Source organism: Rickettsia finnyi (assembly GCF_049668125.1).
Lineage (GTDB): Bacteria > Pseudomonadota > Alphaproteobacteria > Rickettsiales > Rickettsiaceae > Rickettsia > Rickettsia kotlanii.
On the sequence record NZ_CP187160.1, the window covers coordinates 40739 to 61869 of the forward strand.

Here is a 21131-nt window from a genome sequence, read left to right on the forward strand (position 1 = left end):
TCTTAAGTAATAATAATATGATTATTTCTGTTGTTATTATATTATATAAAATAACTTAAGCAAGAGGCATAGAAAATAAGTGGAAACGATATTTGCACAAAGCTCTGCATTCGGTAAAGCAGGCGTAGCGGTTTTTAGGATTTCTGGTCCTAAAAGTTTAGAAGTTTTACAGCTACTTACCGGTAGAAAGGACTTTAAATCGAGATTAATGTATTATCAACAAATTACAGTCCCTGAAACTAAGGAGCTAATCGATAATGTTATGGTTGTTTATTTTAAGTCACCTGGTAGCTTTACCGGGGAAGACGTAGTCGAAATTCACACGCATGGCAGTAAAGCTATATCTATAATGCTGACAAATGCATTATTAAATATAGCTGGTATTCGTTTGGCAGAAGCAGGAGAGTTTACCAAAAGAGCTTTTTTAAATAACAAATTTGATTTAACGGCAGCAGAGGGGATAGCCGATTTAATTAATGCCGAAACTATAATGCAGCATAAGCAAGCAATTAGACAAGCAAGCGGCAAACTTGAAGAATTATATAATAATTGGCGTAGTCAGCTTTTAAAAATTATCTCTCTGCTTGAAGCTTATATAGATTTCCCGGATGAAGATATACCTGATACCGTCCTTAATGAAGTTACTAATACTCATACAATTCTTGTCAATACAATATCGGAATATCTTAATGATAACAGAAAAGGAGAATTACTACGAAGTGGTCTTAAGCTTGCAATTATCGGTCCGCCAAATGTTGGTAAGTCTAGCTTACTAAACTTCTTAATGCAGAGAGATATAGCGATTGTCTCAAATATTGCAGGAACTACTAGAGATATAATTGAGGGACATTTAGACATTGGCGGCTATCCTATTATTTTACAGGATACAGCAGGTATAAGAGAAGAAAGTAGTGACATTATCGAGCAAGAAGGTATAAAACGAGCTATAAATTCAGCTAAAACAGCAGATATTAAAATTATAATGTTTGATGCCGAAAAATTAGACTCCTCTATAAATGAAGATATTATTAATTTAATTGATGAAAATACTATCACAATAATTAATAAAATCGATTTAATCGAAGCTAGTAAAATCTTTGCTATTGAAAATAAATATAAATGCTTAAGAGTTTCAGTAAAAAATAATATTGCTCTTTCAAGCATATTAAAAAATATTGAAAATATTGCCAAAAACATGGCAGGATTTACCGAAACTCCTTATATAACAAATCAGCGTCATCGTAACTATTTACAACAAGCTCTCTCACATTTAACGGCTTTTAGCTTAGATAATGATTTAGTTCTAGCAACTGAAGATATTAGAATGACGGCACGCTGCATCGGTGCAATTACGGGTGTTATCAACGTAGAAGAAATACTAGGCGAGATCTTTAAAAATTTCTGCATAGGTAAGTAATATTGTATAGCTCGTTCTATGTCATTCCCGCAAGGTATTATTGCATGGACACCAAATCGTCATTGCAAGCAACTGTAAGGAGCGTGACAACCTCATGAAACAGTAGATTTCTTGCATAACCTCTTTCTAAAGATAATTTGTATGTCAATCCGGTACTCGCATCCGTTTCCTGTAAATTCCTCTTTATAAGATAGGTTATGCAAGAAGTCTAGTACAAAATGCCTGAAATTGCCACGTCGAGGCTTTGCCTCTCCTCGCAATGACGAAAAAACGAAACATTACAGCATAACAATCATCTTTCTCAAATCTTTCCAATTAATTTATTTTAACTTTATCTTGACAAAAATATTAACATATTTTAGAAACCACCTTTTATTAATTAAAGGAGTAACATTATGGCATCTATATTAAATATAAATTTTAAATGCGTTATGCCTATATTTGGAAATGAAATAGTAAGCAGTTTACCGGGTAATATAAGCCACATCATTCATAAATTAAGTGGTACTATATTTTCATCAGTATATAGTACTGTTGCAAGAACTTTTAAAAAAGGTTATATAGTGGATAATACACAGTGTAATTGGAAAAACATTGCACAATCTTTCAATGAGTCCCCAAATGATTTTTCAATACTATACCAAGAGTGCAACAATGGTTTAAATACTCCAATAAATAATATTTTTATCGATGCTGAAAATAATCCTCATATACTTTTACAACAAGCCGTAACACCTCATCAAAACGGTACGGCTAGTATTCTTGGACAACTTTATAAAGTAATGAATGATTATATGTTCTCTCAAGGCAATATTACCGAAACTAGCGGAGCTGATTTCTTAGGTTTAAATGAATGCACTACAGAAGAAGCTATGAGTGCTTTACAAAACTATAACGCTTATAAAGAAACTTTAATCCCTCGTGAATCGTTTATAAATACTCTTGAAAATACTCTAAATCACTTAGGTCTCTCTTTAGATAATGTCTCTCCTACAGAAATAGGTAAAAATATTTTAGATCAACTCGGTAAAGCTTACACTGCCTCTACTACAGAAAGACCTAACGATGATACAAATGACGGTGGATATAGCGGTGCTTATATAGCTGGAGTAGCATTAGGAACATTAGCTGTAGGTACTATCTTAGGGTATTGCATTAAACATGGATGGGATTGGTATAAGGGAAGAAATATAAAAAATGAAAATTTAGATTTAGTAATGAAGAATAAAGAATTAGCATTTATAAAACTACTACATGAAAATTTTAAGAATAATGCAGTTATATTAGATGAAGTTATAAAAATTAATAATTTACATGATATTATAAAACTAGCAAAATCTATTAAGGGATATGAATTCTCAATACTACCACTAACTAATTTAAATAATGAAATTGTAAAATTAAATTCCCCATCCGCTATAGCAATAAACTTAGATTCTGCAAGCGGAATATTGCATGAAATATGTAAGAGTCTTGGCGGTGATGATAGTCTTAAGACTATCAGCAATTTTGCACGCTTAATAACAATTATACGAACAGTAAATCCTAAGTCTGAAGAATATAAAGGAAGCATTACAGAAATATTTGAGATATTTAACCCTCGTTACACAGATATTGACTATCAAAATTGCAAAACGCCGTTATTAGCTGATGTATCATCACCATACGACTCCTCAGGTATAGAAAGTATAGAACGTTGTTAGTACCATAACAAACCATCATTGAAAAGAATAGAATAACGCTTAGCAGAATTAGAAAAAATATTTAGTAATGATTTATAGCCTTGAAAATATCATCATCTCATTTTATTAACTACCTACTATAAAAATAAGCACTAAGATCATTATTAACCATTATGGTAAATAGTGCAAAAATAGCAAAAGATGCTAAGGTTTCTATACCAGTTCATCATATTAATGTAGAGAGGTAGATGCTTTAAAAGGAGGAAGAACATACATAATCACACCCGCCAATATTAGCATGATTATTCCTAGAATAATACTTACTATATTAAATGCATTTATAAAAGTAACATTAACCTCCTTAATTAATGCGTGAGCAAATGAAGGTGGTAGTTGATAATTATTCCTTCACTGATTGAGTCATGAGCTATTTCTGCCATTGATACAGAAACACCGTGAGGGATTACTAGATTGTTACTATATATAAAAGACAATACTCACAATAACAGCTATACCTAATACATTACCTAATTCATATGCTGTTTCTTGTAATGCTGCTGCACCTCCGGATCTCTCTGCCGGTACTGCATTCATCATAACTGTTACGGTGGTAGAGAGCCATAGACTACTTCCTATACCAAGCAATCCAAGATATATCATATAGTATTCGATAATAAATCTCTATAGTCTAATATACTAGATAAAATCAATGATATAGTAGTAAAGATAAGCCCACTAAACATTAATTACACGTGCGATAAATCGTGTGAGTAAATATGGCATAACTAAAGATACAATTAAAACAAAAACTGCTGCAGGCAACATATTAAAGACCTGCATACAAAGGGCTTAACCCTTTGATAAACTGTAACCATAAGATACATTATGAATCCTAAGGCACACGTAATCAGCAAATAAACTATTACTCCTATACTAAATGCTAATTAAGAATAAACGCATATCCACTAACGGATCATCACTTTTAAGTTGGCGTAAGGTAAATATTATTAGTAACACAATGCCAATTAATAGCATCCCGCCGGATGCTAGATTCATAATACCGTATTTAGCCAACATCTTAATGCCTTGAACTAAAGCTGCCATCCCACAAAATGATTGAAATACTCCTATCCAATCCCATGGTTCACTACTAGGATTAGATGATTCAGGAATCCAAACTATGCTGCCAAAAACAATAATTACTAATGCAATAGGTGCATTTATAAAAAATGCAAACTGCCAACTTAAAAGCTCAACCAATACTCCTCCTAGTACTGGTCCTATAGCTGCTCCTACGGTTGCCATTATTCCCCACACGAATATTGCGATCATACGTTCATGTGTATTATAAATCATCACTGATCCTCCTAACCCAAGTAAAACACAACATAATACTAATCCCCATGCACTATCAAATACATAAACTAACATTGAAGCGATGGAAAAAACTAGAAGTCCCACAAAGTAATAATCTTTTACGCCCAAATCTATCTCCTAATGCACCTGCGGTAATTAGAAGACCTGATAATACTAATGCATATGCATTGATTATCCATAATTGTTGTAAATTAGATGGTTTTAAATCAAGGATTATAGTAGGCATAACAACATACAAGACTGTAGCATCCATCGATACCAAAAGTAAGCAAATGCTTAAAATAATTTAAATATGCCATCTAAATTTATATAGATATAGATGATGAATTATCTTTAGCGATATATTCAGTTTGCGGGAATTGTGATACCATATGTGATAAGTTATTTAATAAGGGTTTTACTAAATCTATCTTTTTTGAGAACTATGGAACTGTTAACAAGTAATTTAATTAGCTTTAAAATTTATTTTGTTAATAGTCCTAGGTTAATTCAGTTGGTAACATAGTAAGCAAGTCCAAATCAATTAACCATAACACAAGTAAATTTAACATCTAAGCATCACCTAGTATGGAAGTCAAGATTTAATCTTACAAGCACAATAACATAAATAAAATTTGATTTTTCTTTCTCAAACTTATATTTTAATTGGTAAGTTTATAATATGGAAATTTATGTCAAATACAGATAAGGAAAGAGCCATTGCTGCAGCACTCGCACAAATTGAAAAAAGCTACGGTAAAGGTTCGGTAATGAAACTAGGGCAGCGTCCGAATATTGATATAGAGGCCGTATCGACCGGCTCACTTGGGCTAGATATAGCTCTTGGAATCGGCGGTGTTCCCAAAGGTAGAATCATCGAGATTTTCGGTCCTGAAAGCTCAGGTAAAACCACTCTAACATTGCATTTAATTGCAGAAGCTCAAAAAAAGGGTGGTACATGTGCTTTTATTGATGCCGAGCATGCATTAGACCCTGCTTATGCTAAAAAATTAGGTGTAAATATTGATGAGCTTATTATTTCACAGCCCGATACAGGTGAACAAGCCCTAGAAATTGCCGATACATTAATTCGCTCCAGCGGTATTGATATGATAATAATAGATAGTGTTGCGGCTTTAGTACCAAAATCAGAGATTGAGGGCGAAATGGGTGATGCTCAAATGGCTTCTCAAGCAAGGTTAATGAGCCAGGCTTTGCGTAAACTTACCGCATCAATTAATCGCACCAATTGTATTACTGTTTTCATCAATCAAATCAGAATGAAAATAGGTGTGATGTTCGGTAGTCCTGAAACTACGACAGGCGGTAATGCCTTAAAATTCTATGCTTCTGTTAGGATCGATATAAGAAGAATCGGCTCCATTAAAGATAAAGAAGAAGTAATAGGCAGCCAAACCAAAGTAAAAGTAGTAAAAAACAAAGTATCTCCTCCATTTAAAACTGCAGATTTTGATATAATGTACGGTTCAGGTATTTCAAAAGAAGGCGAGATAATCGACCTTGGAGTTAAGCTTGATATTGTTGAGAAATCCGGCTCTTGGTTTTCCTACAAGAACATACGCATAGGTCAAGGGCGTGAAAACGTCAAACAATATTTAAAAGAACATCCACAAATTTCCAACGAAATTGAGCAAATAATACGTGAAAAATCGTCAAAAATTACTAATATAAATCTTGGTCAAACGGAGGAAGCAAATGATTGATTTAACAGGTAAAACTTCCTTAATTACGGGAGCTTCAGGAGGCATAGGCGGAGCTATAGCGAGGTTACTGCACAAACTCGGAAGCCATGTAATTATTAGCGGTAGTAATGAGGAAAAATTAAAATCCCTTGGAAAGGTTGTAAAAGATAATTATACGATAGAAGTATGTAATCTTGCCGATAAGGAAGAATGTAGCAATTTAATATCTAAAGCATCAAAGTTAGATATTTTAGTATGTAATGCCGGTATTACTAGCGATACGCTAGCAATTAGAATGAAAGATGAAGATTTTGATAAAGTTATTGATATTAACTTAAAAGCAAATTTTATTTTAAATCGTGAAGCAATAAAAAAAATGATACAAAACAGGTATGGACGTATTATTAACATATCTTCAATAGTAGGCATTTCAGGTAACCCCGGGCAGGCTAATTATTGTGCTTCTAAAGCAGGTTTAATAGGTATGACCAAATCGCTCTCTTACGAAGTTGCAACCAGAGGGGTTACGGTTAACGCAGTAGCTCCAGGATTTATTAAATCAGATATGACCGATAAACTAAATGAAAAACAAAGAGAAGCTATAGTACAAAAAATTCCGCTAGGCACTTACGGTATGCCGGAAGACGTGGCAAACGCAGTCGCATTTTTAGCAAGCGATCAGGCATCATATATTACCGGTCAAACTATACATGTAAACGGCGGTATGTTAATGGTATAAAAATTAATAAGATTATTTTGTGCTAGCATAAAATAATTTTTTGTGCTAGAAGTTCTTTTAAAGATAAAATGCAATGTTTTAAATAAATATTCATACAAGTTAAAATAAGGTCTAATAGCTGCATAACCGCTATTATACGGCATATAAAATTAAATGATTTATGGAGTTCAAAATTATGAGTACAACGGATAAGATCGAACAGAAAGTTATTGAAATGGTTGCTGAAAAGCTAAATAAAGATAAATCGATAATAACTACGGATTCAAGATTTATAGAAGATTTGAAAGCCGATAGCCTTGATACCGTAGAGTTAATGATGGCAATAGAAGTTGAATACGGTATTGATATCCCTGATGATGAAGCCACTAAAATTAAAACCGTATCCGATGTTATAAAATATATCAAAGAACGCCAATCTTAATCTGCATAAATTAAATCCCTAATAGATAATTAAAAATGTCGAATCAAAGAGTAAATAAAAGAGTAGTTATTACCGGACTTGGACTTGTTACTCCTGTTGGACTGAATGTTAGCTCATCTTGGAAAAATATTGTAGATGGAGTAAGCGGTATAAAAACTATTACAGAATTTGACACTTCTAAACTTGCGTGTAAAATTGCCGGACTTATAGATAACTCTGAGAAAGATGGATTTAAACTTGAAAATTTCACACAAGCAGATGACGTTAATAGACTAAGTAAAATGGATAAATTTATCCATTACGGAATAGCAGCCACAACCGAAGCAGTTGAAGATAGCGGCTGGTTACCCGACGATGAAAAATCTCGTGATAGAACCGGCTTGATATTAGGTTCAGGAATCGGCGGGCTTAAAATGATCGAAGATACCTCTATCAAACTTTATCAAGAAAATAACGGCAAAGTTAGTCCTTTCTTTATCCCCGCTTCATTAATTAATCTTTTATCCGGTCTTGTTTCTATAAAATACGGTTTTAGCGGTCCAAACCAAGCGGCAGTAACAGCTTGCTCTACAGGGGCACATGCTATAGGCGATGCTATGCGTATAATAAAGCACGGCTATGCCGATGTTATGATCGCAGGCGGTGCGGAAGCTCCAGTTACACCTGTCGGAGTTGCAGGTTTCGTTGCTGCTAGAGCATTATGTACTAAATATAACGATAATCCTGAAAAAGCCTCAAGACCTTGGGATAAAGACCGCAGCGGCTTTGTTATGGGTGAAGGAGCAGGCGTTGTAGTCTTAGAAGAATATGAGCATGCTTTAAATCGAGGGGCTAAAATTTACGGTGAAGTTATAGGATACGGCTCTACAGGTGACGCCTATCATATGACAGCTCCACATCCTGAAGGTAGAGGAGCTTATAGAGCGATGAGAGACGCAATGCTAGATGCAAATATCATGCCCGATATGATTGATTATATTAATGCACACGGTACTTCTACTACACGTGGTGATGGGATAGAATTAGCAGCCGTACAAAAATTATTTTTAGAAGCGAATCCCAAAGTTTTAATGTCTTCTACTAAATCATCAATAGGACATTTGCTTGGTGCAGCAGGAAGTGTTGAGTTTATCTTTTCAGTTCTTGCAATTAGAGACCAGATTGCACCGCCAACCTTAAACTTAGATAACCCTATGGATGAGGTGAATATAGATTTAGTTGCACTTAAAGCTAAGAAAGCTAAGATAGATTACGTGCTTTCCAACTCGTTCGGATTCGGTGGTACTAATGCTAGTTTAGTGATTAAGAGTATACTCGTTTAATTTGAAAAATTGGCACAAAGTCCTATACTGTGGTACTCACGCATTAAGTATACGTTCCGCTCCTGGTCTTATGGATTCCTTGCGCTTTTCCAAATTAAACTTTGTCTACCAACCTTTAACTAATGTCATTCCTACGAAGCAGGAATCCAGTAAAACATATAAAAACTTATTTTTATTCTATCAAATATGTAATTTTGTACCAATATTAAGGTTAGTTTTCTAGATTCCTGCTTTCACAGGAATGACATAAAAACTAGCCAATAATCAACTATGACCCCAATTTATTACATTAAAGACGGTAACTTAAGTTTTGCGGATAAAGTAATTTTATCTGATTTAGAGCTTTATTTGTACAAAGGCGATAAGATTTGTCTTATAGGACGTAACGGTTGCGGGAAATCAAGCTTAATGAAAGTCATATCAGGTGATTATGAGTTAGATAACGGTGAATTATTTCAAGATCCTTTAGTTACAATCGGTTATTTAAGACAAGATATTTCTATAAAAACTCATTTAACTGTTTATGATTTTGTCTTACAACAAACAGATAGTACAAAAGAAATAGATAAATACCAAATCGATATAATTCTAGAAAAATTACAAATCAACGGAACAGATAATTTATCCACCTATTCAGGTGGTCAACTGAGAAGAGCAAGCCTTGCTAAAGCTTTAATATTAGAGCCGGAAATATTACTACTTGATGAACCAACTAACCATCTAGATATTGCAACAATCGAATGGTTAGAAGAATTTGTTAAATCTTATAACGGTGCTATTATTTGCGTTAGTCATGATAGAACATTCCTCTCAAAGGTTACTAATAAAATTTGGTGGCTTGATAGAGGAATTTTACGTAAATCCGATAAAGGATTTAAATTTTTTGATGAATGGCAAACAATTATCATAAACCAAGAAGAAGCCGCTCTTCGGAAATTAAATAAAAAATTATCTCAAGAAAATGAATGGTTAAATGCCGGTGTTACTGCTAGACGTAAACGGAATCAAAAGAGACTTGTGGATTTGAAAGCTTTAAGAGCAATAACACAAGAACAGACTGCAAAACTAGCTAGTGCAACACAAAGAGTTAGGGCAGAACTTGCCGAAAATATAGCTAAAAGTAAATTCATTATTGAAGCAGATAATATTACTTTTAGTTATAAAAATACTAAAATTATTGATAATTTTAGCTTTCGTGTAAAAAAAGGCGAAAAAATTGGTATAATCGGTGCAAATGGCTCAGGCAAATCTACCTTTATCAAACTAATAACAAAACAGCTTACCCCTGAAAGCGGCAAAATTATATATGGCGGTCATTTAGATATTTCATATTTTGATCAACATAGAGAAAAACTAGAGTCTAATCATACATTACAACAAACTTTATGTCCTACAGGCGGTGATCAAGTATTTTTGCCAAACGGTAAAACCATGCATGTTGCCGGTTATTTAAAACAATTCATGTTTAATCCTAAACTACTTAATGCAAAAACTGCTATTTTATCAGGCGGTGAAGCTAATAGATTATTACTTGCAAAAATTCTAATTCACCCTGGAAATCTGTTAATTTTAGATGAACCAACTAATGACCTCGATATGGATAGTCTGGAAATTTTACTAGATATACTTGCAGATTATTCAGGTACTATAATAGTCGTGAGCCATGATCGTGACTTTTTAGATAGGTTAGTTACTAGAACTTTAGTTTTCGCTCAAGGTAAAATTCATGATTTAACAGGAGGTTATGAAGATTATAAGCAGTATTTTACTACCTCTCCTATAGCCCAAAAAGCTTCAAAACCACTACCACTAACTTCTCAAAAAGAACCTCTAAATAAAAAGCTATCTTATAAATATCAGCGTTTGCTTGAAACATTGCCCAACGATATTGAAAAGCTAGAAATATCCATCAAACACTTAGAAAAAGAACTTGAAGACGTTAATCTATATTTAGATAATCCTCAAAAATATAACCGCATTACTAGCCAATTAATTAATGATAAAAAGACACTAGACGAGTTATTAAATCAATGGCTAGAAATATAAGATTAATTTTTATTAAAATTTTCTTGACTTGATTATTAACTTTTGTTAACGTTTCTTGGCGTTAATATTAAAGATGATGAGCATGTATGTCTGATATAACAGCTACATTAAAATATAAATTCGATAATTTAAAAGAGCATCTTAAAAATTCTTATTCGCGCTCTCAAATAGAAACAATTCTAGGAGAATTGAGTAGTTTACAAAACGAAGCAGCTTCATATGGCTTGAATTTTGATATATCCAATCTAAAAGAGAATGCTGAAACTAAGCTCAAGAACTATGAAGTAGAACAATCTATTGAGAAAGCTAGGGTTCAAGAAGAAGAATTTCTAAAATCACAAAGTGCAATAAAACTTGCCGAAGAAGAAAAAGAAATCGCACAAAGAATTGCTGCACTTAATAATTTGCATAATGAATTTATAAAAAATATTACTAAAGATACTAAAAGAATTAAAGAAAGTAATAAACGTTTAGATAAGATAATAAATAAACTGGAAAAGGAAAACATTATTGATCATGAAGAGTTAAATCGTGAAATATTAACTCATGAAGAAATATTTAAACTAAATCAAGCTTATAAAGTATTACATAAAAACCATAAAAAAATAACTGAAGAACACAAAAAAGCACATACAGAATTAAATGAATTAAATACAACAATAACGAATTTATCACAAAAATTACAAGAAAAAGGCTTAGCACCAAAAAAAGTTAAAGAATTAAAAGGAGAATTAGAATTTCACCAAGAAATGCTAAAAATACATAAGGCATATGTAGAGAAGATTGACAATAGTAAAAAAATATTAGATCAAGAAATTATTAAACTTGAAAAAGAACACAACATAAATAAAGATAAAATAAAGAAATTAGGAAGTGATATTAAAGAGCGTTATAAAAAAGCACCAGAAAAATATTTAGACGCATATGAAAAATATGTAGTTCTAAAAAATCAGCATAAAGCAATTAAGACAAACGGCGTTGTAAAGGATATAGAGCATCATAATAAAGTAATAAATAAAATTAACGTGGATAAAACTAAATCTTTAGCTAATAAAATCAGAGAACAAACACAAGTAAAAGATACTAATACTGGGAGTTTATCTCCTGCTCGTACTCCTAATATTAAAGTTACAAATAATAAAACGAGAGGAATTTAACTAAAAATAGTAATATTTAACTAAATAGTAATATTTTATGTCTAAATTTAAAAATTTAACTCCTGAACAAAGAAAAGCAGCTTTAGAAGCTGCAAAAGTACAATTTGAAGCACAACAAAAACAACATAACGCAATATTTAACGACGCTATGCAAGCGAGTAGTCAAATCCACCAATATAATCAAGATTTAGGTAATTGTGTGGATAATGCTTCCAAAGATATCAAACTTGCCGGTAAAGCTTCTAAAGGCGGATGTGAAATAATATAACATTCTAAAAGCTGTAACTATATAGTTGCAGCTTTTGTATCACTTTGAATTAAGCTTGAAAGACCTATTGCCTGTATTTTTTCTGATAATTTAAAGCTAATCTCACCTGGAAATATTACATTAATTTGATCAAGTTTTAAATCTTCTAAAGATATTTGCATTGATTTTGTAATGCTCGGTGTATTTGTATATTTAATTTCAAACCCCAACCGTTTTCCATTTTTAAAAATTAAAAGATCTATTTCCGCTCCATTATGAGATGACCAAAAATAACATTCTTCGGGTTCGGCTTTATAATATCTAATAATTTGTTCTAAGGCAAATCCTTCCCATGATGCACCTATTTTAGGATGAGTGCTTAAAGATTCATAATTATTTAAGCCTAATAAAGCGTGATATATTCCACTATCTCTAAAAAAGATTTTTGGAGTCTTAACTTGTCTTTTTTTAAGGTTTTCATACCAAGGCTGCAAGATACGGATCATAAAAGTTCCCTCTAAAATATCTAAATAATGCTTTGCGGTATGATATGAGATAGATAAAGAATTTCCAAGTTCTGAAGCATTAAATATATTAGCGTGATAATGGCAAAGCATTAACCAAAATCTACGTAACTGCATAGACGGCATTGTAAAACCTAAATTTGGTATATCTCTTTCTAAAAATGTTTTAATGTAATTCTGACGCCATAAAGCACTTAACTCTTCATCATCGGCAAGATATGATAAAGGAAATCCGCCGCGTATCCATAATTGCTGAGTACCTGACACTTCAGATAAGGTAAACGGTGTCATTTCAATATAACCTATTCTACCTGCTAGTGTTTCAGAACCTTGTTTAATTAAGTCTCTTGATGCACTGCCCAATACTAAAAATTTAATATCAGTTGTATCAACAAGAACTCTTAAAATAGGGAATAGATTTGGCGTATACTGAATTTCATCAATAATAACAAATCCTTTTAGATCAGACAAAGCAAGCATCGGTTCATTTAATCTTGCTAAATCTAAAGGATTTTCAAGATCAAAAATATTGATTTTAGGAATATTATAAGCTTCTACGAATTGTTTAGAAAGTGTAGTTTTTCCGCACTGCCTTGGTCCTAACAAGGCACAAACTTTATGAGTTTTAAAATGTTTTATTATTGATGAAAGGAATTGTTTTCTAAGCATTTAAATTAGTACCATGAAAATTAGAAACATAATATCTAATTCTCAGTATAGAAAGAAAAAACGACAAAGTCAAAACGCTTTTTCTCGTTCTGCAACTATAATCGCATGTATTTTTTTAAGCGTCCGGTCAAAGTCATCGTTAGTAACTACATAATCATACTCATTAGCATGTGATATTTCGTTTTGTGCCGACTGCATACGTAATTTTATTGCTTCTTCATTATCGGTCGCTCTATTTCTTAAGCGTTGTTCCAATACTTCAATATTAGGAGGCAATACAAATATAGCAACAACCTTAGTAGCATTTTTCTTAATACTCCTTGCTCCTTGCCAATCAATATCAAACAAAACATCCAAGCCTTGATTTAATAATATTTCGACATATTCTTTAGGCGTACCGTAATAATTATCGTATATTTTAGCATATTCAAGGAATTTATTCTGCTTAACTAATTCGTCAAACTCTAGACCGGTCTTAAAGTAATAGTTTATGCCCTCTACTTCTCCTAAACGTGGTTTTCTTGTAGTTGCCGAAATAGATAAACGCAAATTATTATCTATTTTCAATAATGCTTTAGCTAAACTCGACTTACCTGTACCTGAAGGGGAAGATAAAATTATAATCAGTCCTTTAGAGTTCCTCGAAAGTTCTACTTCTAGAGGTAATTTAGACGTCGCTGCGATGCTACGTTCCATGTCTCCTTTAAATTCTTCTCTATAAGCGAATTTCTGCAGAACTCTTGTCTTTTTTGTTGTCATATTTTATGTTTTATTTCGTAGGTACAGCATATTTTAGAAAGATTTAGACAAGATGAATTTAAATGCAAGCCTGCGAAAACAGTAGGTAAACTACATGAGTACAGGCGAATTATGCAAAATTCGCTTGTATCAAGCTTTATGAATTATTCTGTACTTTTCTTTTTATTACCTCATCCATAGTACAATTAAAATATTTTGCTATTTTTAAAATAGTATCTATTTCAGGGTTGAATTCACGATTAGCTTCCGCTCTCATAATTCTGCTAACAGTCGTATAAGGGATATTAGTGACTTCGGCAAGATATTTACGATCTATCTTTTCTTGTTTTAATTTTTCTTCTAAAAATTCTTTTACTTTAGTAGCAAGTGCCATATTAATAACCTCTGAATAAATAAAGGATAGATAGATATATACAAAGTGTGTCGAGTATTACCAGCCTTGTTACATGGATCGAAAAGCCTACTCAATGTCATTCCCGCGTAGATGAAAATCTAGTAACACCATATAAAAACAAGTTTTTATATGGTTATTTTATCAAATATATAACTTCTGTAACAATATTGAAGTTATTTTGCTAAATTCCCACCTACACGGGAAAGCTTTGTTGCGTGGATCAATGCCACCTCTGTCATCCTGCGACTTGATCGCGGGATCCAGTTAAAAATACTAAAATTATTAGTATTTTTTATTGTTGTTTGGCCCCCGTGGTCAAGCCACAGGGTAACACACAGGGGATGGTACCGGTCCATGCAACAAAGCCCCGATTCTGCGGTAATGACAGAGTACAAAAAAACAGAAATTACTCCTTAGGCAATAATACTTGTACAAATTCCGTTTTAGATAGATCAGCTGCTACGTTTACCATCACATCATGTTCCGTAACTTTAGACACATAGCCCACTAAAATACCTGCAGGATAAATATTACCGTGTCCAGAGGTTACTATCTCCTCATCTTTCTGTACTAAATGATTGCTAGGCAAGTATAAAATTTTACTATTATTATTATTACCTGCTAAAATACCTTGTTCTCTTGAAGAATTAGCTTTAATAGGTATTCTAGAATTAACATCACTAATTAACATTACTTTAGCATAATTATTACTCACTTCTATTACTTTCCCTACTAATTTTCCTGAATTAACAACGATTTGATCAGGTTCAATGCCTTGCTTTTTACCTGCAGCAATCAAAGCAGTTCTAGAAAAGGGATTAAAGGAAACACTCAGTAATTTAGTAGTAATATATTCAAATTCTTCTTCCTCAGCAATCGTTAACAAATCTTTTAATGCAATGTTTTCAGCTCTTACCGATTCTACTTCACTTTGTAAATGTTGTAATCTTGCTATCTCAAGTTTAAGTTCTATATTTTTTCGTTCTAAATCTTGAAAATAAACAAATTTTTGTGTTATTGAATTTATATATTCAAATATATCTTCATAAACTGCTAAACCAGTTGATACTATACTACCAGTTACTTCAAGTGATATACTAGATATTTTTTTAGGTGTAGTAAAAAATAAATATACAGACAATCCAAGCCCAAATATAACAAAAAAACGCTTAAGAGTATTTGATATTATTCTTATTAATTCTAATGAATTTGAAGAATTTTTTACTCTATTTGCAAGTATTGCCATTTTTAATCCTGTTTAAATAGTACATGTTTTAGCTTTGTAAAATCTTCAAGTACTTTTCCTGTTCCAAGCGCTACACAAGAGAGGGCATCATCTGCAACTATTACTGGCAATTTAGTGGCTTCACTAAGAACAAAATCAAGATTTTGTAATAATGAGCCGCCGCCCGTTAAAACAATTCCCTTATCAACTATATCTGAAGATAATTCAGGAGGTGTGGCTTCTAGTGCTACTTTTACCGCTTCAACAATTTGACTTACCGGTTCAATTAGACTATCAGCAATTTGTCTTTCGTTCAATATCATTTCTTTAGGAATACCGTAAATTAAATCACGTCCTTTAATTTCCATCTTTCTCGGCTCAGCATTTTCATCTACATAAGCCGTACCTATTTCTTGCTTTATTTTTTCGGCAGTAGCCTCACCTATCAATAGGTTATAGTGCCTTCTTATATATGAGATAATAGCTGCATCCATCTTATCACCGCCGACTCTTACCGACCTTGCATATACTATGCCCCCTAGTGACAAAACCGCAACTTCGGTAGTACCTCCTCCAATATCAACAATCATCGAACCGGTCGCTTCCGTTACGGGTAGCCCTGCTCCGATTGCTGCCGCCATAGGTTCTTCAATTAAATAGACATCCCTCCCCCCTGCACTTTCTGCCGCTTCTTGGATAGCACGACGCTCAACCGGCGTAGAACCGGAAGGCACACAAATAACAATTGTCGGCCCAAAAAAAGAGCGACGATTATGCACCATTCTAATAAAATACTTTATCATTTCCTCTGCACCCTTAAAATCAGCAATAACACCATCTTTTAAAGGTCTTTTTGCTTCAATATCCGTAGGAGTACGCCCAAGCATCATTTTTGCTTCATGACCATAAGCATAAGGCACAAAAGCACCGTCTTTTTTTATTAACGCAATAACAGAAGGTTCCCTTAGAACAATTCCACAATTTTTTTGATAGACAATAGTATTTGCCGTACCAAGATCTATGGCCATACCGGAAGAAAACCCTTCCAAAAATTTCATTATCATTTTATTTTTTCTCTCTAAATTCTAAAAACACTTCTATAGAACTGTTGACAAAATAAACAGTCCTATATTAAATTTCTTTATAATGTAACATAATAAAGTTACTAATAAAAAATATTAGCATACTAGGTAATAAAATAGCAGCAATTAAAGACAAATTATTATAAGTAAGTATTTTTAATAATATTTCTGATAACGAATATGCTATAAAACCTGAAAATAAACCTAATAGCAGTATTTTTTCTTGGGAATTATCATGCTGTTTAAGACTAATAAAACAACTTGCTAAAATTACGGTTGCCATCATCATTATAGGCTTAAATAATTGCTTGTAATAATAAATTTGATAATTAATAGCTGGTAACCCTGAATTTAATAATTCATTAATTAATTTAGGTAAAGCCCAAATAGAAACCATTTCAGGACGAATAAATTTATTTACTAAACTATTAATTGATAAATTTGTTGGCATAGTTAAATTATTGTAAGCCTTAGTTTCCTCTTTTGTGAAAACTTTAACTCTATTTAAATGTAACATTTTATTTTCAATAATACCGTATAATGCATCAATTCTCTTTAAAAAAGAATTATTATGATCAACAAATAAAATTGTAATATTATTTAATTTTTTCTCGGCAACATTAATAAATTGTGTGTGGATAATTTGAGTTTCATTATTTAAAGATTCAAAAAATAATAAGCCTGATTTATATATTATACCCTCACTCAAGGCTTTTTTAGTTAGTTTTGCTTCTAATAACTCATATTTTTGTAAGCCTATAGTACCGATAGGATTCAATATAGTCGTAAACACTATACCTAACATTAAAGTTACAATACATGGAATAACAAGCACTTGCCAAATATGAATACCGCTAGATAACATAGCCGTTAATTCATTATTTTTTGTTAGATTTCTAAGAAAAAATAACATAGCGGTAAAACTAATTAACGAAGATACTTGACCTAGTAAATAAGGAATCTTATATAAGATAAGTCTCCAAAAAAAACTAAAAGGAACATAAATATTTTTGAATTTTTGTAAAAGATCAAAAATATTTGAGATAATTAATAGCCCGATTAAAAGAAATAATATAATAAAGAAACACTTAGAATATAATTTAGTAAGATACCAAGAAAGTGTTTTTAGATTAATCATTATAAATTCAGTGCTAAATGCGAATTTAAATAAGAATTTGTGTGGTGGGGCTGGTAGGACTTGAACCTACGACCACACCGTTATGAGCGGCGTGCTCTAACCAACTGAGCTACAGCCCCTTTTCATTTGAAGTTTATATAATTATAATGCAGTTAAGTCTAGTAAAATTTTTATATTTTTGAGGTATTGCCTAAAACACAGGGCAATATGGTTCAGTTTTTTCGTCATTGCGAGGAAATTACAAAGTAATTGACGAAGCAAAATCTCAGGAGTTTGTTGTTATTTCATGAGATTGCCACGCAGCCTATGGCTTGCAATGACGATTTGGTATCCACGCATCAACGCTTTCGCAATAAATAATAACATCAAGTTATAAATAAAAAAGGCCGAGTAGTAAAATCGACCTTTTAGGATACTATAATTAGTAAATAATTTTAGTGGTGTACAACTGTTACAGCTCTACGATTATAAGCAAAAGCTTCTTCAGTATTACCCATCATAGCAGGTCTATCTTTACCATAAGAGATTGTATTTAATCTGTTATGATCGATTCCTTTATGAACTAAGAATTTTTTCGCTGCTGCTGCTCTTCTTTCACCTAAACCTAAGTTATATTCTCTGGTACCTCTTTCATCGCAATGTCCTTCAACAGTAACTTTTACTTCAGGATGCTTTGATAACCAGCAAGCTTGTCTCTCTAGTTCTTCTTTAGCCTTTGGTGATAAAGCAGAGCTATCAAAAGCAAACCATACTGCATTTCCTGCATGCTTCTCGAAATCTTTCATTAATGAAGTTTCTTCACCTTGGTTCATATTACCGTCAAATTGTGGTACTCTTTTTGTTGTATTACACCCTGCAAGCACAAATAATGCAAGAAAAGCTAATGTAATTTTTGTTTTCATAATTAAACTCCTTGAGATTATAATTTATTAATATTGAATTCATTTTAGCTAGTCATAAAACTAAACTAACCAAAAGCTATGTGAGTTAGTATATATCATTATTTTATTAGTTTAAAGGCTAAAATATTATAAAATGCAATTACTCATGTATAAATGTGGTAAAAATATCATTTTTATAATATAAGTATATACTTTGGATAAATAGATAGATGAAGTTTAATGGGGAAAAGAGGAATCAATTTTGAAGCTTATAACCGCAGCATATATATAATATGTTTATAAGCAAATAAGTAGCGTTGCCAATTTTTCAAATAGACATCTTCAGAAACTCGCTTATAAAGAGGCATTTGAAGGATACACGGCACGCAGAACCGCAGCGTACATAGAGGTACGTGAGGATTCGAGTACAGGATCAACATACAAATTACCTCTAGCAGTAGCGTTTCTGAAGATGTCTAATAAAATGAGTATATTCACCATCTAATAAATGCACTACCCCAAGTAAGACCTGCACCGATAGCTGAAAATAGTAGAATATCACCTTTTTTTATTTTGCCTGATGCTTTGAGAGTGCTCAAAGCAAGCGGAATAGAAGCAGCAGAGCAGTTAGCATGTTTTTCTACAGTTTTTACTACTTTATGCTCTTCTATATTTAATAGTTCAGCGAGTTTATTTATAATACGGATATTTGCTTGATGAGGTATAAAATAATCAATATCGCTTACACTGAATTGATTAGCATGCAGTAAATCTTTTATAGATTGTTGCATTTTTTCTATTGCATGACGAAATAATTTTTGCCCCTGCATAACTATTTTGCCACTAATACCGTTCATACTTACACCACCGTTTGTGTATAAAATTTCATAATCAGCTCCGCTTGAGAAGATATTACTATCTATTAAACCGGAATCATCACTACTACGCTGTAATATTACGCTACCGGCCCCATCACCGAATAAAACGCAAGTAGTCCTATCATTCCAATCTAATAACGACGTCATTTTCTCGGCTCCTATAAGCAAAATAGTTTTATATTTACCTGATGAGATGAGAGAATTTGCTACTTGTAAACCATAAACAAAACCAGCACATACTGCTTGTAAATCAAAAGACGGTATATTAGTTAAACCAAGAGAACCTTGAAGCTTAGAGGCAACCGAAGGGAAGCTATTATCGGGAGTAGTAGTACATGTAATAATTAAATCAATATCATTTACCGATATCCCTGCATCTGCTATAGCTTTTTCAGCTGATTTTAAAGCAAGATGGAAAGTATATTCTGTATCACCTGCTATATGACGCTGCGTAATACCTGTTCTTGTTCTAATCCATTCATCGTTAGTATCTACGAATTTTGCAAGCTCGTCATTACTAACTATTTTTGAAGGAAGATACCCGCCGCAACCAATAATTTTACAGGTCATAAATCTTTTAGGCTACTTCTTCAGTTTTAATTTTCTTTGTTACTACTGGACGATTATTATAAGTACCGTCGACTAAAGAAACGTGATGCGAAAGCTTATATTCACCGGTTTGCGAATCAACTATTACGTTAACTTTACCAAGTGCTAAGTGCGAACGTCTCATATTACGTCTTGATTTTGATGTTTTTTTCTTTGGAACTGCCATTATTAGCCTCTCTAAATATAAATAAAAAGTATTTGTCAAATTAGTGGAGCAGTATATTATAATCTTGTAATAAAATCTAGATAAAATTAAACTTATGAAAATTTTTATAACATGCATTTTTAGTATATTAGCCTTTTGTTCCTTAAGCGGCTGCAAAACTATCGAAAATAGAGGACAATCCATAGATGATTCGGCACTTGTAAAATTAGAGTCTAAAAAACTAAATAAAACAGAAGTTGTAGAGTTAATAGGTACGCCTACTATGATACCGGAATATTCCCAAAATACCTGGTATTATGTTGAAAGAGTTATGTCTCAAAGAGCTTGGCTCAATCCAAAAATTGAAAAGCAGAAGATAGTAAAAATTACGTTTGATGCTAATAACTTTATGCAGGAAGTAGTAGTAATAGATGATTCTCATAGACAAGATATAGAAATAGTCCATGAATATACTAGGACATATGGCACGGAACTTAACGGACTACAAAAATTTGTTAAAAATTTAGGTAGATTCAATAAAACCACTGACGGAAATAAAAACAAAAGCAAAAATAAGAAAAAGAGATAAGTACCTTCTTAATCATCATTGTGAGCCATAGGCTGCATGGCAATCTCATGAAATAACAATAAACTCCTGAGATTGCTTCGTCAATTACTTACGTAATTTCCTCGCAATGACGATTTGATACTCACGCAGGCGTAACACCAATACCCAT

General features: G+C 32.5%; 22 protein-coding genes, 1 tRNA gene and 1 pseudogene. 11 read left to right on the plus strand and 13 right to left on the minus strand.

The annotated features are described in order from the left end of the window. Window positions 1–79: 79 nt before the first annotated feature. Both mnmE and ACPKKV_RS00295 read left to right on the plus strand, forming a co-directional pair. The gene (gene mnmE / locus ACPKKV_RS00290) at window positions 80–1417 is read left to right on the plus strand and encodes a tRNA uridine-5-carboxymethylaminomethyl(34) synthesis GTPase MnmE (RefSeq protein ID WP_392505616.1); all 1338 of its coding nucleotides are present in this window, start codon (window positions 80–82) and stop codon (window positions 1415–1417) included. Window positions 1418–1812: 395 nt separating this feature from the next. After that, a complete protein-coding gene (locus ACPKKV_RS00295) occupies window positions 1813–3120 on the plus strand; it encodes a DUF5460 family protein (RefSeq protein WP_392505617.1) in 1308 nt (435 codons plus the stop codon). A 456-nt stretch (window positions 3121–3576) separates the two neighbouring features. Here ACPKKV_RS00295 and ACPKKV_RS00300 read toward each other — a convergent pair whose 3' ends face one another. The 3 genes from ACPKKV_RS00300 to ACPKKV_RS00310 form a co-directional block, all read right to left on the minus strand. Then, entirely contained in the window at window positions 3577–3759 is a 183-nt protein-coding gene (locus ACPKKV_RS00300) for a hypothetical protein (RefSeq protein ID WP_392505618.1), read from the minus strand. Window positions 3760–4032: 273 nt separating this feature from the next. Further along, on the minus strand, window positions 4033–4530 hold the full coding sequence (locus tag ACPKKV_RS00305) for an MFS transporter (RefSeq protein ID WP_424492230.1): 498 nt from the start codon (window positions 4528–4530) through the stop codon (window positions 4033–4035). After that, entirely contained in the window at window positions 4511–4702 is a 192-nt protein-coding gene (locus ACPKKV_RS00310; RefSeq protein WP_424492220.1) for a hypothetical protein, read from the minus strand. The genes ACPKKV_RS00305 and ACPKKV_RS00310 overlap by 20 nt, the downstream gene beginning before the upstream one ends. A gap of 445 nt (window positions 4703–5147) precedes the next feature. On the opposite strand from ACPKKV_RS00310, the gene recA reads away from it, so the two are divergent. The 7 genes from recA to ACPKKV_RS00345 all read left to right on the plus strand — a co-directional run bounded on the left by recA (window position 5148) and on the right by ACPKKV_RS00345 (window position 12111). Further along, the gene (gene recA, locus ACPKKV_RS00315) at window positions 5148–6179 is read left to right on the plus strand and encodes a recombinase RecA (RefSeq protein ID WP_392505621.1); all 1032 of its coding nucleotides are present in this window, start codon (window positions 5148–5150) and stop codon (window positions 6177–6179) included. Next, window positions 6172–6897 (plus strand): 3-oxoacyl-ACP reductase FabG, encoded by a 726-nt coding sequence (fabG, locus tag ACPKKV_RS00320; protein WP_392505622.1) that lies wholly within the window; start codon window positions 6172–6174, stop codon window positions 6895–6897. The genes recA and fabG overlap by 8 nt, the downstream gene beginning before the upstream one ends. Window positions 6898–7057: 160 nt before the next feature. Then, window positions 7058–7318: an acyl carrier protein gene (acpP, locus tag ACPKKV_RS00325; RefSeq protein WP_008579292.1), complete on the plus strand. Its 261-nt coding sequence runs from the start codon at window positions 7058–7060 to the stop codon at window positions 7316–7318. A gap of 35 nt (window positions 7319–7353) precedes the next feature. Next, window positions 7354–8640 carry a beta-ketoacyl-ACP synthase II gene (fabF, locus tag ACPKKV_RS00330; RefSeq protein WP_392505623.1) on the plus strand — a complete coding sequence of 429 codons (1287 nt, stop codon included), beginning with the start codon at window positions 7354–7356 and terminating at the stop codon, window positions 8638–8640. 270 nt (window positions 8641–8910) lie between these two features. Beyond that, a complete protein-coding gene (locus tag ACPKKV_RS00335) occupies window positions 8911–10686 on the plus strand; it encodes an ABC-F family ATP-binding cassette domain-containing protein (protein WP_392505625.1) in 1776 nt (591 codons plus the stop codon). Between the two features lie 86 nt (window positions 10687–10772). After that, window positions 10773–11843 carry an actin-based motility regulator RoaM gene (gene roaM, locus ACPKKV_RS00340; protein WP_392505626.1) on the plus strand — a complete coding sequence of 357 codons (1071 nt, stop codon included), beginning with the start codon at window positions 10773–10775 and terminating at the stop codon, window positions 11841–11843. Window positions 11844–11880: 37 nt separating this feature from the next. Then, window positions 11881–12111: a hypothetical protein gene (locus tag ACPKKV_RS00345; protein WP_392505627.1), complete on the plus strand. Its 231-nt coding sequence runs from the start codon at window positions 11881–11883 to the stop codon at window positions 12109–12111. A 17-nt stretch (window positions 12112–12128) separates the two neighbouring features. Here the strand turns inward: ACPKKV_RS00345 and ACPKKV_RS00350 are convergent, their stop codons facing one another. The 8 genes from ACPKKV_RS00350 to pal all read right to left on the minus strand — a co-directional run bounded on the left by ACPKKV_RS00350 (window position 12129) and on the right by pal (window position 18783). Continuing rightward, on the minus strand, window positions 12129–13283 hold the full coding sequence (locus ACPKKV_RS00350; RefSeq protein ID WP_392505629.1) for an ATP-binding protein: 1155 nt from the start codon (window positions 13281–13283) through the stop codon (window positions 12129–12131). Window positions 13284–13352: 69 nt separating this feature from the next. Beyond that, window positions 13353–14042, minus strand: coding sequence for a guanylate kinase (gene gmk, locus ACPKKV_RS00355; RefSeq protein WP_392505630.1), 690 nt, complete (start codon window positions 14040–14042; stop codon window positions 13353–13355). Between the two features lie 136 nt (window positions 14043–14178). Further along, window positions 14179–14415: a helix-turn-helix domain-containing protein gene (locus tag ACPKKV_RS00360; RefSeq protein ID WP_004997409.1), complete on the minus strand. Its 237-nt coding sequence runs from the start codon at window positions 14413–14415 to the stop codon at window positions 14179–14181. Window positions 14416–14842: 427 nt separating this feature from the next. Continuing rightward, window positions 14843–15682, minus strand: coding sequence for a rod shape-determining protein MreC (gene mreC, locus ACPKKV_RS00365; protein ID WP_392505632.1), 840 nt, complete (start codon window positions 15680–15682; stop codon window positions 14843–14845). Window positions 15683–15684: 2 nt separating this feature from the next. Beyond that, window positions 15685–16725, minus strand: a complete 1041-nt coding sequence (locus tag ACPKKV_RS00370) for a rod shape-determining protein (protein ID WP_392505633.1) — start codon at window positions 16723–16725, stop codon at window positions 15685–15687. A 67-nt stretch (window positions 16726–16792) separates the two neighbouring features. Beyond that, window positions 16793–17881 (minus strand): LptF/LptG family permease, encoded by a 1089-nt coding sequence (locus ACPKKV_RS00375; protein ID WP_392505634.1) that lies wholly within the window; start codon window positions 17879–17881, stop codon window positions 16793–16795. 42 nt (window positions 17882–17923) lie between these two features. Beyond that, window positions 17924–18000, minus strand: a tRNA-Ile gene (locus ACPKKV_RS00380). Between the two features lie 315 nt (window positions 18001–18315). Further along, complete coding sequence (gene pal, locus ACPKKV_RS00385; protein WP_392505635.1) at window positions 18316–18783, minus strand: peptidoglycan-associated lipoprotein Pal; 468 nt, start codon at window positions 18781–18783, stop codon at window positions 18316–18318. 219 nt (window positions 18784–19002) lie between these two features. On the opposite strand from pal, the pseudogene ACPKKV_RS00390 reads away from it, so the two are divergent. Then, window positions 19003–19267, plus strand: a pseudogene (locus ACPKKV_RS00390) (palindromic element RPE1 domain-containing protein). Here the strand turns inward: ACPKKV_RS00390 and ACPKKV_RS00395 are convergent. Next, window positions 19257–20210 carry a beta-ketoacyl-ACP synthase III gene (locus tag ACPKKV_RS00395; protein ID WP_392505636.1) on the minus strand — a complete coding sequence of 318 codons (954 nt, stop codon included), beginning with the start codon at window positions 20208–20210 and terminating at the stop codon, window positions 19257–19259. The pseudogene ACPKKV_RS00390 and the gene ACPKKV_RS00395 sit on opposite strands and share 11 nt — an antisense overlap. 7 nt (window positions 20211–20217) lie before the next feature. Next, window positions 20218–20415 (minus strand): 50S ribosomal protein L32, encoded by a 198-nt coding sequence (rpmF, locus tag ACPKKV_RS00400; RefSeq protein WP_392505637.1) that lies wholly within the window; start codon window positions 20413–20415, stop codon window positions 20218–20220. Between the two features lie 94 nt (window positions 20416–20509). Here rpmF and ACPKKV_RS00405 point away from each other — a divergent pair, with 94 nt between their 5' ends. Then, a complete protein-coding gene (locus ACPKKV_RS00405) occupies window positions 20510–20983 on the plus strand; it encodes an outer membrane protein assembly factor BamE (protein ID WP_392505639.1) in 474 nt (157 codons plus the stop codon). Window positions 20984–21131: the final 148 nt, after the last annotated feature.

Bases quoted from the DNA above. Each gene is read 5' to 3' on its own strand.
- ACPKKV_RS00295 (WP_392505617.1), top strand. From the start codon at position 1,813: ATGGCATCTATATTAAATATAAATTTTAAATGCGTTATGCCTATATTT.
- ACPKKV_RS00300 (WP_392505618.1), bottom strand. From the start codon at position 3,759: ATGATATATCTTGGATTGCTTGGTATAGGAAGTAGTCTATGGCTCTCT.
- ACPKKV_RS00305 (WP_424492230.1), bottom strand. From the start codon at position 4,530: ATGTTAGTTTATGTATTTGATAGTGCATGGGGATTAGTATTATGTTGT.
- ACPKKV_RS00310 (WP_424492220.1), bottom strand. From the start codon at position 4,702: ATGCCTACTATAATCCTTGATTTAAAACCATCTAATTTACAACAATTA.
- recA (WP_392505621.1), top strand. From the start codon at position 5,148: ATGTCAAATACAGATAAGGAAAGAGCCATTGCTGCAGCACTCGCACAA.
- fabG (WP_392505622.1), top strand. From the start codon at position 6,172: ATGATTGATTTAACAGGTAAAACTTCCTTAATTACGGGAGCTTCAGGA.
- acpP (WP_008579292.1), top strand. From the start codon at position 7,058: ATGGAGTTCAAAATTATGAGTACAACGGATAAGATCGAACAGAAAGTT.
- fabF (WP_392505623.1), top strand. From the start codon at position 7,354: ATGTCGAATCAAAGAGTAAATAAAAGAGTAGTTATTACCGGACTTGGA.
- ACPKKV_RS00335 (WP_392505625.1), top strand. From the start codon at position 8,911: ATGACCCCAATTTATTACATTAAAGACGGTAACTTAAGTTTTGCGGAT.
- roaM (WP_392505626.1), top strand. From the start codon at position 10,773: ATGTCTGATATAACAGCTACATTAAAATATAAATTCGATAATTTAAAA.
- ACPKKV_RS00345 (WP_392505627.1), top strand. From the start codon at position 11,881: ATGTCTAAATTTAAAAATTTAACTCCTGAACAAAGAAAAGCAGCTTTA.
- ACPKKV_RS00350 (WP_392505629.1), bottom strand. From the start codon at position 13,283: ATGCTTAGAAAACAATTCCTTTCATCAATAATAAAACATTTTAAAACT.
- gmk (WP_392505630.1), bottom strand. From the start codon at position 14,042: ATGACAACAAAAAAGACAAGAGTTCTGCAGAAATTCGCTTATAGAGAA.
- ACPKKV_RS00360 (WP_004997409.1), bottom strand. From the start codon at position 14,415: ATGGCACTTGCTACTAAAGTAAAAGAATTTTTAGAAGAAAAATTAAAA.
- mreC (WP_392505632.1), bottom strand. From the start codon at position 15,682: ATGGCAATACTTGCAAATAGAGTAAAAAATTCTTCAAATTCATTAGAA.
- ACPKKV_RS00370 (WP_392505633.1), bottom strand. From the start codon at position 16,725: ATGATAATGAAATTTTTGGAAGGGTTTTCTTCCGGTATGGCCATAGAT.
- ACPKKV_RS00375 (WP_392505634.1), bottom strand. From the start codon at position 17,881: ATGATTAATCTAAAAACACTTTCTTGGTATCTTACTAAATTATATTCT.
- pal (WP_392505635.1), bottom strand. From the start codon at position 18,783: ATGAAAACAAAAATTACATTAGCTTTTCTTGCATTATTTGTGCTTGCA.
- ACPKKV_RS00395 (WP_392505636.1), bottom strand. From the start codon at position 20,210: ATGACCTGTAAAATTATTGGTTGCGGCGGGTATCTTCCTTCAAAAATA.
- rpmF (WP_392505637.1), bottom strand. From the start codon at position 20,415: ATGGCAGTTCCAAAGAAAAAAACATCAAAATCAAGACGTAATATGAGA.
- ACPKKV_RS00405 (WP_392505639.1), top strand. From the start codon at position 20,510: ATGAAAATTTTTATAACATGCATTTTTAGTATATTAGCCTTTTGTTCC.